The 15,079-nt window shown below is 63.0% G+C and carries 13 protein-coding genes; 9 read left to right on the top strand and 4 right to left on the bottom strand.

The window, feature by feature from the left end:
- Nucleotides 1-59 precede the first annotated feature (59 nt).
- The 3 genes from AC1DZU_RS12690 to AC1DZU_RS12680 all read left to right on the top strand — a co-directional run bounded on the left by AC1DZU_RS12690 (nt 60) and on the right by AC1DZU_RS12680 (nt 1,492).
- A complete protein-coding gene (locus tag AC1DZU_RS12690) occupies nt 60-581 on the top strand; it encodes a winged helix-turn-helix transcriptional regulator (RefSeq protein ID WP_477285029.1) in 522 nt (173 codons plus the stop codon).
- Nucleotides 582-658: 77 nt separating this feature from the next.
- Nucleotides 659-892: a hypothetical protein gene (locus tag AC1DZU_RS12685; protein ID WP_184875736.1), complete on the top strand. Its 234-nt coding sequence runs from the start codon at nt 659-661 to the stop codon at nt 890-892.
- Between the two features lie 168 nt (nt 893-1,060).
- The gene (locus AC1DZU_RS12680) at nt 1,061-1,492 is read left to right on the top strand and encodes a GlcG/HbpS family heme-binding protein (RefSeq protein ID WP_095089624.1); all 432 of its coding nucleotides are present in this window, start codon (nt 1,061-1,063) and stop codon (nt 1,490-1,492) included.
- A gap of 64 nt (nt 1,493-1,556) precedes the next feature.
- Here AC1DZU_RS12680 and AC1DZU_RS12675 read toward each other — a convergent pair whose 3' ends face one another.
- The 3 genes from AC1DZU_RS12675 to AC1DZU_RS12665 all read right to left on the bottom strand — a co-directional run bounded on the left by AC1DZU_RS12675 (nt 1,557) and on the right by AC1DZU_RS12665 (nt 3,319).
- Complete coding sequence (locus AC1DZU_RS12675) at nt 1,557-1,958, bottom strand: hypothetical protein (protein WP_477285026.1); 402 nt, start codon at nt 1,956-1,958, stop codon at nt 1,557-1,559.
- Nucleotides 1,959-2,233: 275 nt separating this feature from the next.
- Nucleotides 2,234-2,416, bottom strand: coding sequence for a 50S ribosomal protein L32 (gene rpmF, locus AC1DZU_RS12670; protein ID WP_008834724.1), 183 nt, complete (start codon nt 2,414-2,416; stop codon nt 2,234-2,236).
- Nucleotides 2,417-2,557: 141 nt separating this feature from the next.
- On the bottom strand, nt 2,558-3,319 hold the full coding sequence (locus tag AC1DZU_RS12665; protein ID WP_477285024.1) for a biosynthetic peptidoglycan transglycosylase: 762 nt from the start codon (nt 3,317-3,319) through the stop codon (nt 2,558-2,560).
- Nucleotides 3,320-3,398: 79 nt separating this feature from the next.
- Between AC1DZU_RS12665 and AC1DZU_RS12660 the strand changes: the two genes are divergently transcribed.
- The 5 genes from AC1DZU_RS12660 (at nt 3,399) to AC1DZU_RS12640 (ending at nt 8,703) form a co-directional block, all read left to right on the top strand.
- Entirely contained in the window at nt 3,399-4,316 is a 918-nt protein-coding gene (locus AC1DZU_RS12660; RefSeq protein ID WP_477285022.1) for a polyprenyl synthetase family protein, read from the top strand.
- A 269-nt stretch (nt 4,317-4,585) separates the two neighbouring features.
- Complete coding sequence (locus AC1DZU_RS12655; protein WP_477285020.1) at nt 4,586-5,044, top strand: (2Fe-2S)-binding protein; 459 nt, start codon at nt 4,586-4,588, stop codon at nt 5,042-5,044.
- A 2-nt stretch (nt 5,045-5,046) separates the two neighbouring features.
- Nucleotides 5,047-6,411 (top strand): c-type cytochrome, encoded by a 1,365-nt coding sequence (locus AC1DZU_RS12650; RefSeq protein ID WP_477285018.1) that lies wholly within the window; start codon nt 5,047-5,049, stop codon nt 6,409-6,411.
- Nucleotides 6,404-7,075, top strand: a complete 672-nt coding sequence (locus tag AC1DZU_RS12645; protein ID WP_477285016.1) for a molybdopterin cofactor-binding domain-containing protein — start codon at nt 6,404-6,406, stop codon at nt 7,073-7,075. Before AC1DZU_RS12650 ends, AC1DZU_RS12645 begins: the two co-directional genes overlap by 8 nt.
- An 83-nt stretch (nt 7,076-7,158) precedes the next feature.
- On the top strand, nt 7,159-8,703 hold the full coding sequence (locus AC1DZU_RS12640) for a xanthine dehydrogenase family protein molybdopterin-binding subunit (protein WP_477285014.1): 1,545 nt from the start codon (nt 7,159-7,161) through the stop codon (nt 8,701-8,703).
- Between the two features lie 24 nt (nt 8,704-8,727).
- Here AC1DZU_RS12640 and AC1DZU_RS12635 read toward each other — a convergent pair whose 3' ends face one another.
- On the bottom strand, nt 8,728-12,156 hold the full coding sequence (locus AC1DZU_RS12635; RefSeq protein ID WP_477285012.1) for an acyl-[ACP]--phospholipid O-acyltransferase: 3,429 nt from the start codon (nt 12,154-12,156) through the stop codon (nt 8,728-8,730).
- Between the two features lie 563 nt (nt 12,157-12,719).
- On the opposite strand from AC1DZU_RS12635, the gene AC1DZU_RS12630 reads away from it, so the two are divergent.
- A complete protein-coding gene (locus tag AC1DZU_RS12630; RefSeq protein ID WP_477285009.1) occupies nt 12,720-15,059 on the top strand; it encodes a response regulator in 2,340 nt (779 codons plus the stop codon).
- Nucleotides 15,060-15,079 lie beyond the last annotated feature (20 nt).

The raw sequence follows: 15,079 nt of genomic DNA, 5'->3' as shown, positions 1-15,079 counted from the left end.
CGGTTGCACGATAGTAAAACTGATATGATAATGCAACCGGTTTTGCGGAGAAAAGTCTCATGAGCATGGATCGCCGGTCCGGATGCCCGATCAACCTGTCGCTCGAAGTGTTCGGCGACCGCTGGAGCCTGATCATCCTTCGCGACATGATCTTCGGCGGCAGGCGCCACTTTCGCGAGCTGCTCAACGGATCGATGGAAGGCATTGCCTCCAACATCCTCGCCGACAGGCTGAAGCGGCTGATGCAGTTGGGCATGCTGACCAAGGCCGACGACCCCAGCCACAAGCAGAAGGCGATCTACAGCCTGACCGAGATGGCCATCACCCTGGTGCCGATCCTGGCCCATCTCGGCGCATGGGGCCGCGTCTGGTTGCCGGTCAGTGCGGAACTCTCGATCCGCGCCGAGCTTCTGGAGAATGGCGGGCCGCAGATGTGGGATAAGTTCATGGAAGAGTTGCGCCACGAGCATCTCGGTATGCCGCTCGATACATCGGCTGGCCCTTCTGTGCGTGCGACCTTGCAGGCCGCCTATGAGGCCGTGGTCGCCAGCAAGGCCCCCGGCGCCAGCCCGGCCGCTTGACCAACATATTTTCCCGTTTGGGGCCCGGCTCTGCTAGAAGGGGCGGAAAATCACAATTCACGGGATTGGATAAGGTCTTGGTTGAGAACTCTCGGGATGCTGCCCGCGCGCGTGCTGACCTGCGTTTCAAAAAGCAGGAAGAGGCGGCAACCGTCCGCCAGAAGGCGATGGCCGAATACGTCGCCGAGAGCGACGCCCGCCAGGTCAAGACCAACAAGCTGCGGGCGCTGCGTCTCGCCAAGGAAGCGGAAGACCTTGCCAACGCACCGGCGGCACCCGCCAAGAAGCCGGTCCGCGCCAAGAAGAAATAGCGCTGCCGGCCGGCACCATCGACTGCCGGTCTGGAAGCTGCAAAATGGCAACGCCATATCCGGATCGTTCCATTCCACCTCTTCATGCGATGCAATTTCAACCGAAACCGGGATTTTGCCGTGCCCGTCGACGGTTGATGATCGGCGCGTTTTAATCAGGAGACTGCCATGACCGCACTGCCGCTCGAAAAAGCCAGGCAAATCATCGATGCCGCCTTTGCCCGGGGCGCGGACCTCAAGCTCAAGCCGCTCGGCGTCTCGGTGCTTGACGCCGGCGGACATCTGGTCGCCTTCCAGCGCCAGGACGGCGCCTCGTTCCTGCGCCCGCAAATGTCGGCCGGCAAGGCCTATGGCGCGCTCGCCATCGGCATGGGCTCGCGCCGCGTCGAGGCTTTCGCCAAGGAGCGCCCGCATCTCGTCGCCGGCATCTCGGACGTGTCTGGCGGCCGCGTGCTGCCGGTCGTCGGCGGTGTGCTGATCCGCGACAAGGCGGGTGCCATCATCGGCGCCGTCGGCATTTCCGGCGATACGTCGGACAATGACGAAGCGGCCGCCATCGCCGGCATCGAAGCGGCCGGCTTCACTGCCGATCCGGGCTGAGCTTTAGCAAACCGCGGAGCGTACTTTTGAGCACCGGAAGCACAGGAGGCCGCCATTTGCAGCCTTAATTCAGATTGATGTCTCTGCTCGCCGACCGCATCGACACCGCAAACCCCGCCAGCACATCGAACAGCGCGATGACCATCAGTGTGAAGAAGATGGAATGTGCCGCGCCCTTCACCAGCAGGAACTCGACCAGGAACGCGACGAAGACCAGCGTCGACAACAGATGGTCCATGATCGAGGCGCTGGTCGTGCGCGCCGACTTCACCATTTCGGCGAAAAGGGAGATCAGCCCGATCAGCACTATCAGGTCGCCGAGCGTCATCGAGAACACCCCGCCCGACATCATGCGGAAGGAGAAGATTTCGCTCGCCCACGGATCGTCGCCGCCGCCGAATATTCCGAGCAGGCCGAGATTGTAGAGCACGAAAGGCACGATCAAAAGCGGGACGGCACCGAACATCTGGCGTCTCCATATGGGGGCAATCTCTGTAGAATGCGCCACAGGCACGCCGTCAAGAATTTTCGTAAAATGCCACGAACACGGTCGAAGACCGGATGCAACAACCATGTCAGCCCCCGGCGCGACGATCCAGATGAATATCGCCCACGCCCGGCATTTGGCGTTTGGCTGAGCGGCCAAGCGCCAACGCAAGCCGCCCGGTTATCGGCCCACCCAACGCAAAAGACCGGCCACTGGCCGGTCTTTCGAAAGCTCAAAACGTCGAAAAGCTGGTCTCAGCTTTCCTTGGGCGTCAACACCTGGCGGCCGCGATACATGCCGGTCTTCAGGTCGATGTGGTGCGGACGGCGCATTTCGCCGGAATTCTTGTCCTCGACATAGGTCGGGGCCTTGAGGGCGTCGGCCGAGCGGCGCATGCCGCGCTTGGACGGAGAGGTTTTTCGTTTCGGAACGGCCATGGATATGCTCCATTACATGGTCAAAAAGCCCCGCCCGCCCTCGTGAAAGGGCCGTGTCGGGGCCGGAATCTGAGAAAGTCGGGTGCCTATACACGCCCTACGCCGTTTTGGCCAGCACTGCCGCGAATTTTTTTGAGCTGGCTACTGCAGACACCCGACATAGGCGCCGGATCGGCCGGCCCGCCGCTCGATCAGGTTGGCAAGCCGTCTCAGGCCAGGCCCGGGCTTTGCCGGATTGCGGGCGATCGGATTAGGCAAGGAGACGGCGAGCAGGGCGGCCTGCCGTCGCGACAATTGTTTTGCCGAAACGCCGAAATGGTGCTGTGCGGCGGCTTCGATGCCATAGATACCCGGCCCCCACTCGGCGATGTTGAGATAGATCTCCATGATGCGCCGTTTCGACATCACCGCGTCGAAATAGACGGCCAGCGGCAATTCGACCACCTTGCGCACCGAGCCTAGCGGCCGTGACCAGAGAAAGAGGTTCTTGACCGTCTGCATGGTGACGGTCGAGGCGCCGCGCGTTGCTTCGCCGGCCAGCGCATCGTCGACGACGCCCCTCAGTTCGCCGAGATCGACGCCGCGATGAAAGCAGAACTGCCCGTCCTCCGACATGATGACCGAATTGGCCAGCACCGGAGCGACATCATCGATCGACACCCAGCGGCGGTCATAGCCGGAGAATGTCGCCAGGTCCTTCAGCATCAGCGTCGAGACCGGGTGCACGAAGGACGGCAGATAGAGGAACGTCAGCACGGTTGGTATAAGTGCCAGCACCGCGGCCACGACGATGCCGCGCCGGACCCAGCGCTTGAGACCGCGGCGGTTCACGCTCCGCGATCTGGTCGCCATGTCCAGCTTTTCGGTTTCATGATCGACGATCGGTTCCGCCAAGCCGCCCAACCCGTGCTTCTCCCTTGCTCCGGCATAATGGCGCTTGGCTTCTTGCGCAACGTCTGAGTGTCGGCTACCGGTCCCGACCATGACGAATGAGGAAGAAATGGCGTTCGAAATGGCGCTCATCAGACGGGCGGCCGCCGTCGAAGTGCTGCTGCGGCAGTTGCTCGACGACCGCGCGCTTTCGGGCGAGATCGCGCGGCCCGACCGCCTGATGGCGGCGATGCGCCACGGCGTGCTGAACGGCGGCAAGCGCCTGCGCCCTTTCCTGGTCATGGAGAGTGCCGCCCTTTTTTCAGCCGACGGCGAGGCAGCACTGCGCGTCGCGGCCGCCCTTGAATGCGTGCATTGCTATTCGCTGATCCACGATGATCTGCCCGCCATGGACGACGATGATCTGCGTCGCGGCCAGCCGACGGTGCACAAGGCCTTCGACGAGGCAACCGCCATCCTGGCCGGCGACGCCTTGCTGACGCTGGCCTTCGACATCATTGCCGACGAGGCGACCATGCTGCCGGCTGAGCGGCGCGCAGCCCTGGTGCTGGCGCTGGCCCGCGCGGCCGGTGCCGGCGGCATGGTCGGCGGCCAGAAGCTCGACCTCGAAGCCGAACAGGCACCGCCGGACGAGGCCGGCATCATCCGGTTGCAGGCGATGAAGACGGGCGCGCTGATCCGCTTCGCCTGCGAGGCGGGCGCGCTGGTCGCCGGCGCCCCGGCCGAGGACCGCGAGCGGCTGGCCGAATTCGGCTCGGCGATCGGCCTTGCCTTCCAGCTTGCCGACGACCTGCTCGATTTGACCGCCGATGCCAGCCAGATGGGCAAGGCGACCGGCAAGGATGCCGCCGCCGGCAAGGCGACGCTGGTGGCGCTGCACGGCGCGAACTGGGCGCGCAGCCAGTTACAAGGGCTCATCGACCAGGCGCATGAATTGCTCGCGCCTTACGGGGAGCAGGCGGCGCTGCTGAAAGAAGCGGCGACATTCGTGGCGACCCGTAACAACTGACGCGGGGCCAACCAAGACGTCGGCCCGAACGGATTGCAAAATCCGTCGCAGCCGTCTCCAGACAATGGGGATCCGGGACGCACAAGGAGGCGGCCCCGCCGCCACTGCTTTCAACTTTGCAAATAGACCGCTCAGTTGCCGATTGCGCGGGCCCGCCCGGCGGCGATCCCTTAAATGTGATCCAACCGATCCTACCTGCGGAGCTCCGGCCCCCTACAATTTGAAGACGCGCTTATGCGACGGCTTCATGGTCAGGCAGGGATGGACATATGGTTACCCTTACGGTCAACGGACAATCGCGCACGGTCGATGTACCGGAAGACATGCCGCTTCTGTGGGTGCTACGCGACCATCTCAATCTGGTCGGCACCAAATATGGTTGCGGCATCGCCCAATGCGGCGTTTGCACGGTGCATGTGGCCGGCAAGCCTGTGCGTTCCTGCCAACTGACCATTGGCGATGTCGGCACCCGCGCCGTCGTCACCATTGAAGGGATTGGCGCCACGCCCAATGGCGCCAAGGTCCAGCAGGCCTGGATGGAAGCCGAAGTGCCGCAATGCGGCTATTGCCAGGCCGGCCAGATCATGTCGGCCACGGCGCTGCTGGACAGCAACCCGCAACCCGACGATTCCGACATTGACGCGGCCATGGCGGGCAATCTCTGCCGCTGCGGGACCTATATCCGCATCCGGCGAGCGATCAAGAACGCCGCCGCCAAACCGGCCTGACCATGAAGAAAATCACCGGCATTGTCTTTGCTGTCGTTGTCATCGCGGCGCTTGGTTTCGTCGGCTGGCTGTTTCTCGGCCGCGATCCGATGTCCTTTGCCGGCGGCTCGACCGTTGCGCTGGCGGATTACCGTGGCGCCGATATCACCGGTGTTCCGGCCCAGCTCGCCAGTGCCGATCTGGTCAAGCGCGGCGAATACCTCGCTCATGCCGCGGACTGCCAGGCCTGCCATACCGCGCCGGGCGGCGCGCCCTTCTCGGGAGGTTTCGCCTTCAACATGCCGTTCGGCACGATCTATTCCACCAACATCACACCGGACAAGCAAACCGGCATCGGCAACTACACTGATGCGCAGTTCCTGGCCGCTTTGCACAAGGGCATTCGCGCCGACGGCGAAAAGCTCTATCCCGCCATGCCCTACAGCTCCTACACCTACATGGCGGACGCCGACGCGCTGGCCATCAAGGCGTACCTCTTCTCGCTGGCGCCGGTGCACGCCCCAACAAGGCAAGACCAGCTTTCCTGGCCCTTCAGCCAGCGCAGCCTGCTGGTGCTCTGGGATGTCATGTTCAATCCCGACAATCGTTTCCGCCCCAACGCCGGCCAGAGCCCGCAATGGAACAGAGGCGCCTATCTTGCCGAGGCATTGGGCCATTGCGGCGAATGCCATACACCGCACAACCTGGCATATGGGCTGGACAATCACGGCAAATTCGCCGGCGCGCTCACCGCGGGCTGGCGCGCCTACAACGTCACCGGCGAAAAGGCTTCAGGCATCGGCGACTGGAGCGACCAGGATCTCTATTCGTATCTTTCCACCGGTCATGCCAACGGTCATGGCGGCGCTGCTGGGCCGATGGGTGAGGCCACCGATGACAGCCTGAGCTATCTGTTGCCCGACGACACCCATGCCTTGATGGCGTACCTGCGCAGCATACCCGCCCATGCGAGTGACCTGCCCCGCACGGTCACGACCGCAGCGCCGGCGTCGTACAAGGAGGGTGTAGCGGCGGATGTCAATTCGCGTGGTGAAAAGCTCTTCGCCGGCGCCTGCGCCAGCTGCCACGACTGGACCGGCGTGAGTCCCGTCTCCGGCTATGCCACTCTGACCGGCGTGCGCGCGGTGAACGACCCCAGTGCCACCAATGTAGCGCAGACGATCATCAATGGCGTCAACCGCAAGACCACCGAAGGCTCGATCTTCATGCCGGCCTTTGGTGAGGGCTATTCGGACGACGACATCGCGGCCGTGGCCAACTATGTCACTGCCCGGTTTGGTGCCGAAGGCGCGCATTTGGCAGGCAAGGATGTGGCCGGTCTGCGAAAGCAGGCGGCCCAGCAATTTAAGGAAGTACCCAATGGCTGACATTCAGTCCAACTTTGCCCAGTCCGATGCCTATCTCTCGGCGCTGATACGCGAGGTCCGTTCGGTCCCGCCGACCAGTGAGTCGGTTACAATGGGACGACGCACCTTCTTCAAGTTGGCCGGCGCGGGCGTAGCGGGGCTGGTGCTGGGCTTTCACCTTGGAGACGCAGCGTTCGCGGCCGATGGTGCGAACGTCGATACGGCAAGCACCAAGGACCAGGCGATGAACGCTTTCATCCGTATCGCCCCGGACAACACGATCACAATTTATTCCAAATGCCCGGAGATCGGCCAGGGCATCAAGACCTCCTTCGGCGTCATCATTGCCGATGAACTCGACGCCGATTGGAGCCACGTCGTGATGGAGCAGGCGGACATCAATCCCAAGGTCTATGGCAGTCAAGGCGCGGGCGGTTCGACATCCATCCCGCATGCCTGGGACCAGCTGCGTCAGGCCGGTGCCGGCGCCAAGGCGATGCCCATCGCCGCAGCGGCCGGGCAATGGAAGGTGGACCCATCGCAGATCACCGCCAGGGACTCGATCTTGACCCATGCCGCCAGCGGTCGGTCCGCAACCTATGGGTCACTTGCCGCCGCGGCGTCGAAAATGCCGGTGCCCGATCCCAAGAGCTTGAAGCTGAAGGTTCGCGCCGAGTATCGCTGATAGGCAAGCGCTATCGCGGTGTTGACGATCCCAAGGTCGTCAGTGGCCAGCCGCTGTTCGGCATCGATGTTCAACTCCCCGGCATGGTCTATGCGACCTACACCAAATGTCCGGAGGCGGGCGGCAAGGTCAAATCCTTCAACATCGACGAGATCAAGGCACAACGCGGCGTGCTCGACGCCTTCGCCGTGGACGGCACGGGCATGGCGGTCGAAGTGATGCCGGGCGTGGCTATCGTCGCCAGGGACACCTGGAGCGCTTTCCAGGCCAAGAACAAGCTTCAGGTGGATTGGGACCTGAGCATGGCCTCGAGAGACTCCACGTCGCAATTCTCGGCCCAGGCCAGGAAGCTGGCGACAAATTTCCCGGAAAAGCCCGACGACAATGTCGGCGACGTGGACAGGGCCTTCGGCAATGCCGCCAAAACCGTGGAGGCCTATTACGAGTATCCTTTCGCCGCCCATGTGCCGCTTGAGCCGATGAACACCACGGCGCACTACCATGACGGGGTGATGGAGATGTGGGTGCCTACCCAACAGCCCGATCGCGGCTTGCCGCTGATTGCAAAGGCTGCAGACATTCCGCCGGAGAAAGTCGTGATGCACCAGACCCGCGTCGGCGGCGGCTTCGGACGGCGGCTGGTCAATGACTATGCCTGCGAGGCAGCGGCTATCGCCAAGAAGGTCAGTGCCCCGGTTAAGCTGCAATGGACCCGCGAAGACGATTTCGCCCACGATTTCTACCGGCCCGCCGGCTGCCATCAGTTCAAGGGCGCGATCGACAGAGGCGGCAGGCTCGACGCCTGGCAGGAACATTTCATCACCTTCACCGCCGACGGCAAGAAGGAAGCCACGGGCGCCAACCTCACCGACAATCTGAGATATTCGATCAAGGCGCCCAATCTGCGCCGCGCCAAGACAATGTTCCCCTTGAAGATTCCCACCGGGGCGTGGCGCGCGCCGGGCGACAATGCCCAGGTCTTCGCTGCCCAGAGCTTCATGCACGAACTGTCGCTCGCTTCCGGCCGCGATCATGTCGATTTCCTCATCGACGCCGTGAACCGCGACGTGCCTGATCTGGCGCCCAAGGACAAAAGCGTCAACTTCAGCCCCAAGCGGGCCACCGACGTGATCAGGATGTGCTCCGAAAAGGCCGGGTGGGGCAAGAAGTTGGCGAATGGGAGCGGTTTGGGCCTGGCCTGGTGCTATTCCCACGCCGGCCATGTAGCACAGTCGATTGAGATCAGTGTGGACGCCGACAAGCGGATCAAGATCGCGCGCATCGTGGTGGTGCTCGATGTCGGCCCTATCATTGACATGGCAGGGTCCGAAGCCCAGGCGCAGGGAGCGTCGACCGACGCACTCTCAACGGCCATAGGTCTCAAGATCAACATCGAAAACGGCCGCGTGCAGGAGCAGAATTACAATGCTTATCCGATCCTGCGCATGCCTTTCGCACCAATGACGATCGATGCTTATTTCATCCAGTCGGACAATCCACCGACCGGCATGGGCGAACCTGCTTTCCCGGCGCTGGCGCCCGCGCTGGGCAACGCCATCTTCGCCGCCACCGGAGAGCGCGTGCGCCGACTGCCGTTGCGTGATCTGGGCTACTCGCTGGCGGTCTGAGATATCAGTCGATGTTCAAGCGCTTCAAGCCACCTTGATCTTCATCTCCTCTTCGTCGCGCACCATTTTGGTCACAGCGGCGAAGTCGAGTTTGCCGGAACCGAGGACCGGCACTTTCGCAACGGCGCGCACTTCGGCCGGCACCATCAGGTCCATGGCGCCGTTCGCCTTGGCGAAGGTCAGGAATTCGGCGCGCGTGGCGTCGGCGGCCTCGGTGATCAGGATCAGCTTTTCGCCCTTGCGCGCATCCGGCACGGTGGCGACCGCCGAAAGCGAGCCTTTCCACAATTCGCCGGCCAGCGCCTCGATAGCAGCCAGCGAGATCATCTCGCCGCCGATCTTGGCAAAGCGCTTGGCCCGGCCGCGAATGGTGATGAAGCCGACGTCGTCGACGGCGACGACGTCGCCGGTGTCATGCCAGCCGTCTTCGAGTGGTTCGAGCACACCCGGCTTCTCGGCCCTGAGATAGCCGGCCATGACATTGGGCCCACGCACGAAAAGCCGTCCGCCATCGTCGACACCGGGCACCGGATCGAGGCGATATTCCATGCCGGGCATGATTTTGCCGACGGTTCCGGAGCGGTTGTACATCGGCGTGTTGATCGAGATCACAGGTGCTGTTTCGGTGACGCCGTAACCCTCGAGGATGCGCACGCCGAACTTCTCCATATAGGTCATGCGCGTTGCTGCCTTGACCGGCTCCGCGCCGGCAAAGCAATAGCGTATCGAGCGGAAGTCATAGGGGTGCGCGGTGCGCGCATAGCCGGCGAGGAACGTATCGGTGCCGAAGATGATCGTCGCGTTCGAGGCGTAGATCAGTTCCGGCACGATGCGGTAGTGCAGCGGCGAGGGGTAGAAATAGACCGGCACGCCGGAGATCAGCGGCAGCACCGTGCCCGCCGTCATGCCGAACGAATGGAAGATCGGCAGCACGTTGAACACCTTGTCGCCCGAATGGAAGTCGATGCGCGAGGCGGCCTGGGCGGCATTGGCCAGGATGTTGCGGTGAGTAAGCACGACGCCCTTCGGCGTGCCTTCCGAACCCGAGGTGAACAGGATCACTGCGGCATCGTCGGGCTTGCGCCGCGCGCGTGGCGTGCTCTTGCGCAGCAAGCCGAGCAGCTTGTCCTTGAGGCCGACGGTCCCGCGCAAATCGTCGAGCCAGACGATGTCGACCGAGCGGCCGATCTCTTCGATGACACCGCCCAGCTTGGCTTGTTCGATGAAGGCACGCGAGGTGAGCACGGTGCGCACTTCGGCGGCCTTGCAGGCGGACAGGATGTTGGCCGCACCTGCGGTGAAGTTCATCATCGCCGGAACCTTGCCGGCTGACATGACGCCGAGCAGCGTCGCGCATGAGCCGTTGGCGTTCGGCAGCATGATGCCGAGCGTCTGCTGACCGGCATAGAGGTTCTGGAATTTCTCGCCGAGCACTGCGGCGGCCGTGAGCAGCTTGCCGTAGCTCAGCGAACCGGTGACAGGATCCTGCACGGCGAGCTCTCTCATGCCGCGTTCGTTCGCCGTCTGGATGATCTTTTCCAGCACCGTCTTGTCGATGTCCTGGGTACGGAAGACGAGGTCCGACATGACCTGATAGAGGGCGGCGCCCGCCGCGGCGCGACGCTTGCGGCCCTTCAACTCCTGCTGCACTTCCAGCTTGACCGGCTCAAGGATGGTCACCTTGACCTTCGGGAACAGCCGGCGGCGCACATGCTGCGAGGTCAGCCGCGAAAAATAGCTCTTCTCCAGCCCGTCGATGCGCACCGGCACCACCATCGAGCCGGTCTTGTCGGCGACCATGGCGGCGCCGTCATAGACCTTCATCAGGCCGCCGGTGACGGTGATGCGGCCTTCCGGGAAGATGACCAGCGGATCGCCGCCCTGAACGATCTTGATCAGCGTGCGGGTCGACATCGGTTTGGACGGGTTGAGCGGCAGCGCGCGGGCCAGTTTCATGAACGGCTTCATCCACCAGGCCTGGGCGATGGTGTGGTCGATGGCGAAGACCGGCTCCTCATCGGTCAGGGTCAAGGCCAGCGGGCCATCGAGGAAGCTGACATGGTTGAGCGCCAGGATCGGCGCCTTGCCCGCCGCCTTGAGGTTTTCCATGCCCTCGACTTCCAGCCGATGGAAAGCTCGGAACAGGATGGAGACGAAATCGCGGAAAGCATTCGTCGGCAGGAATTTCAGCATAAGCCAGGCGGCGACGGCGTTGGCCGCGGCGAGGCCGAACAGGATGGCTCCGGTGGAGACGCCGGCGGCCTGGATCGCGGCAACGAGTATGCCACCGACCGTCATGAAGCCGGCGTTGACGATGCTGACGGCGGCGACGACGCGAGCGCGGCGCTCTTCAGGCGACCAGGCTTGGACGGCGGCAAAGGTCGGCACCACGAGGAATGCGCTGGCAATCGCCATGCCGGCGAGGTCGATCGCGACACGGATCGTGTTTGGCCCGGCGAAGAAAAGGGTAAGGGTCTCAGTCCTGGGCGAAGGCTGCATGCTCCAGATGGTCCAGGCCAGGTCCAGCCCGAACAGCGCCAGGAGCGCCGTGCCGACCGGCGCGGGCAGAAGCACGATGCGTCCCTGCGACATCCACGCGGCAATGGCCGAGCCGATGGCGATCGAAACGGCGAACACCGCGAGATAGGCAGTCACTGCGATCTCGTTGCCGCCGAGCGAATCCTTGATCAAGGTCGGCAGGATCGAAAGAACAATGGCGCCGATCAGCCAGAACCACGACGTCATCAGTCCGGCGCGCCAGATCCGCTTGTCGCCACGCAATCCGTTGACCTGCCGCCAGGTCGAGCGGAAGACGTTTTTGTCGATGACGAGGTCCGGAGCCGCAGAACCGGTTGAAGGGATGTAGCGGCTGACAAACCAGCAACCGACCGCAAGGATCATCATGATCGGCCCGAAGACCGAGACGCCTATGCCATCGGCCGACACGACGCCGCCGGCGATGGTGCCACCGAGTATGGCGGCGAAGGTAGCCGATTCGATCCATGCGTTGGCGCCGGGCAATTCCTTGCGCTCGAGATGATCCGGCAGGATCCCGTACTTGATCGGTCCGAACAGCGCCGAGATGATGCCGAACATCAGCAACGCCACCATCAACACCGGGATCGACGACAGCGAGATGCCGACGACCGCGACGCCAGCAGCCGCGATCTCGGTGAATTTCAGCCGACGCGCGATGAGGGCTTTGTCGAAGCGATCGGCGATCTCGCCGCCAAGGGCGGACAAGAGCAGGAAGGGTGCCATGAAGACGGCGCCGGCCAGGGTGACCAGTGACGCCGCCTTGTCCGCCGCCAGCGTGAACAGAATAAGGAACACCAGCGTGTTCTTGAGGAAATTGTCGTTGAAGGCAGATAGGAACTGCGTCCAGAAGAGAGGCGCAAAGCGCCGTGTCATCATCAGATGGCTGTTCGTATGATTGTTCGGAGCGATGTCCATGGCGGCGACTTCCATTGGGCAAGGCCGTTGCAATCCTGATCGGATCGATCGGCGATCTTGCGTGATTTGAGCCTTGTTGTAGCGGGAACCCGGTTACACTTCGTTACTCCGGCTGACGCCATCAGTAGTCTCGTCTTGGTGTCTTACAGCCGGTTGCTGAAGCGGCTTGCGTCTTCCGCATCTGGCGATCGAGGTCTCCATGAGCATGATCGCCTCCATCGCAGGGAACCCTGGCGGCAAATCATGCCTCCAATAAGGTGGATGCCGCTCGCCATCTTCGAGGCCACGATGGCGAAACTGGCCGTGGCGAAGGCTTTCTGGGTGCTTGAGTCCTTGGGCGCTTAGTTGTTGGTGACCATCGATATGATCCTTTCGTTTCGGCCTTAAGCCGGATCGCTGTCGGTCTGTTTCAGGCCGGATACAATCAAGCCGACTTGCCGACAGCGTTTCTGCCACCCGTTCGAGCACCTGCGTCAGCGCATGGTTCGCGTCCACACGAAATTTTAATGTAAATGAAGCGTAATCCCGGTCATTAAAATGATGCGTATGTGTTGGGGTTGCGCATGCCGGAATATTCGTCCTTCATCCGGTCAGTCCGGGTCCGCTATATTTCAGGGTTGCTGATCTTTGCGCTGGCTTCCGCCGCCATCGTGATTGCGCTGGATCGGGTCAATTCCTTTCGCCACGACATCGATGCGCTGAGCAGCAACCTCGTCGTCTTCACCCGCGACCTGCGCAACGCGACCAGCTTTGCCGAGACGACCGGCACCGCCTGGCGGGCGGAGACGCGCGATGCGCTCACCTCATCGGCGCGCGGCCATTCGGAGCGCCTGACCGGCGAGATCGAAACGCTGACCGCCCAGCTTGCCGCGATCAAGCCGCGCCTTTCCGTGAAGACCATCAACGAGCTTGAAACCGCTTCCGTCAACGGCGACCTGTTCTGGTCGCCGCGCGACATGGTGCGCAACTTCAACCTGATGTCGATGGCGCAGAAGGTCGATGAATGGAGCTATCGCGAAATCCGCAACCAGAATGACCTGTTCGCCCAGCCCATGCTGGTCCGCGTCCGCACCGCCATGGACGACGAGCGCCATCTCGCCGATGTCTCCAGCGACAGGCTGCTGCTGTGGGCGAGCGGCATCTTGTTCGCCGCCCTTGCCATCGTCGCCTTCTGGATCTTCCGCCCTATGGAAGTGGCCATCCGACGCGCCTTTGCCGAATCCGCCGAATCCCTGTTCAAGGCCGAGGCCGCCGACCGCGCCAAGTCGGAATTCCTGGCCAATATGAGCCACGAAATCCGCACGCCGATGAACGGCGTGCTCGGCATGGCCGAGCTGCTGGCCAAGACCGACCTGACCGCACGCCAAAAAACCTTCACCGACGTCATCGTCAAATCCGGCAACGCGTTGCTCACAATCATCAACGACATCCTCGATTTCTCCAAGATCAACGCTGGCCAGCTCACCCTCGATCCGGCTCCCTTCCGTCTCTCCGAGGCGGTCGAGGACGTGGCGACGCTGGTATCGGCGCGCGTCGCCGAGAAGAACCTCGAACTGATCGTGCGCGTCGACCCGCGGCTGCCGGCCTACGTCGTCGGCGACGCCGGACGGTTCCGGCAGATCGTCACCAACCTGCTCGGCAATGCGGTGAAGTTCACCGAAAAGGGTCATGTGCTGATCGATGTCGGCGGCGAGATCGTCAACGACGTGGTCCAGCTCAAGGTCCGCGTCGAGGACACCGGCATCGGCATACCGGCCGAGAAACTGCAGAACGTGTTCGAGAAATTCGCCCAGGTCGACGGTTCGTCGACCCGTCGTCACGAGGGCACCGGCCTCGGCCTCGCCATTGCCGCACGCCTCGTCGATCTGATGACTGGCAAGATCGGCGTCGAAAGCGAGATCGGCCGCGGCTCCGTGTTCTGGTTCGCGGTGCCGCTGCCGGCGCACCACGCCGCGGCGCGCGACGAAATCGTGCCGGTCGACGTCACCGGCGCGCGCGTGCTGGTCATCGACGACAATCCGGTCAACCGTGAAATCCTGCTCGAGCAGCTGAGAAGCTGGAGCTTCGACTGTGCCGCCGCCGAAAGCGGCGCGGTGGGCCTGGCCTTTCTCGATCGCGCTTTCCAGCTGGGCGCTGCCGTCGACTGCATCATCCTCGACTACCAGATGCCGGGCATGAACGGCGCCGATGTTGCCAGGGCCATTGCGTCCGACAGCCGGCTGGCTTCCATTCCGGTGGTGCTGCTGACCTCGGTCGACCAGGTCGATTTCGGCAAGATGATCATCGACTTCGGCATCGCCGCGCATTTGACCAAGCCGGCGCGCTCCGCGGTCCTGCTCGGCACCGTCATCTCGGTCATCCAGAGGGCCCGCTCGCAGGTCGGCAAGGCGCAGTTCGTCCGCGAACCGATCGTGCCGGTTCCCCCGGCAGCGCCACCCGCTTTCACCGTCATCCGCGGCCCTGCGATGCCGGTCGCCGCAGCACCGGAATCGACGGCCACTCTTAACGGTCCGATCGATATCCTCATTGCCGAGGACAACGACGTGAACCAGTTGGTTTTCGGCCAGATCCTCAACGGCCTTGGCCTCAGCTATCGCATCGCCGGCAACGGCCGCACGGCAGTCGAGATGTACCGGGCGCTGCGCCCCAGGCTGATCCTGATGGACGTCTCGATGCCTGAGATGAACGGCTACGAAGCGACCCGCGCCATCCGGGCGATGGAGACCTCGTCGGGCACCCACATCCCGATCATCGGCGTCACCGCGCACGCGCTGAAGGGCGATCGCGACAAGTGCATCGAGGCCGGCATGGACGACTATCTGCCCAAGCCGGTCTCACCCGACCGCCTCGGCACCAAAATCGGCACCTGGCTCAGCGAGACGGTGGTGGCGAAGACGGCATAAGGCGAACCTGGCTGCCGATC

Source organism: Mesorhizobium sp. P2_A12 (assembly GCF_056405075.1).
Note: the sequence above shows the minus strand (reverse complement) of the source record. Positions and strands in the feature narration are given on the sequence as shown.

Excerpts from the sequence above, each read along its gene's own strand:
- AC1DZU_RS12690 (WP_477285029.1), top strand. The coding sequence starts at position 60 with ATGAGCATGGATCGCCGGTCCGGATGCCCGATCAACCTGTCGCTCGAA.
- AC1DZU_RS12680 (WP_095089624.1), top strand. The coding sequence starts at position 1,061 with ATGACCGCACTGCCGCTCGAAAAAGCCAGGCAAATCATCGATGCCGCC.
- AC1DZU_RS12675 (WP_477285026.1), bottom strand. The coding sequence starts at position 1,958 with ATGTTCGGTGCCGTCCCGCTTTTGATCGTGCCTTTCGTGCTCTACAAT.
- rpmF (WP_008834724.1), bottom strand. The coding sequence starts at position 2,416 with ATGGCCGTTCCGAAACGAAAAACCTCTCCGTCCAAGCGCGGCATGCGC.
- AC1DZU_RS12660 (WP_477285022.1), top strand. The coding sequence starts at position 3,399 with ATGACGAATGAGGAAGAAATGGCGTTCGAAATGGCGCTCATCAGACGG.
- AC1DZU_RS12655 (WP_477285020.1), top strand. The coding sequence starts at position 4,586 with ATGGTTACCCTTACGGTCAACGGACAATCGCGCACGGTCGATGTACCG.
- AC1DZU_RS12650 (WP_477285018.1), top strand. The coding sequence starts at position 5,047 with ATGAAGAAAATCACCGGCATTGTCTTTGCTGTCGTTGTCATCGCGGCG.
- AC1DZU_RS12645 (WP_477285016.1), top strand. The coding sequence starts at position 6,404 with ATGGCTGACATTCAGTCCAACTTTGCCCAGTCCGATGCCTATCTCTCG.
- AC1DZU_RS12640 (WP_477285014.1), top strand. The coding sequence starts at position 7,159 with ATGGTCTATGCGACCTACACCAAATGTCCGGAGGCGGGCGGCAAGGTC.
- AC1DZU_RS12635 (WP_477285012.1), bottom strand. The coding sequence starts at position 12,156 with ATGGACATCGCTCCGAACAATCATACGAACAGCCATCTGATGATGACA.
- AC1DZU_RS12630 (WP_477285009.1), top strand. The coding sequence starts at position 12,720 with ATGCCGGAATATTCGTCCTTCATCCGGTCAGTCCGGGTCCGCTATATT.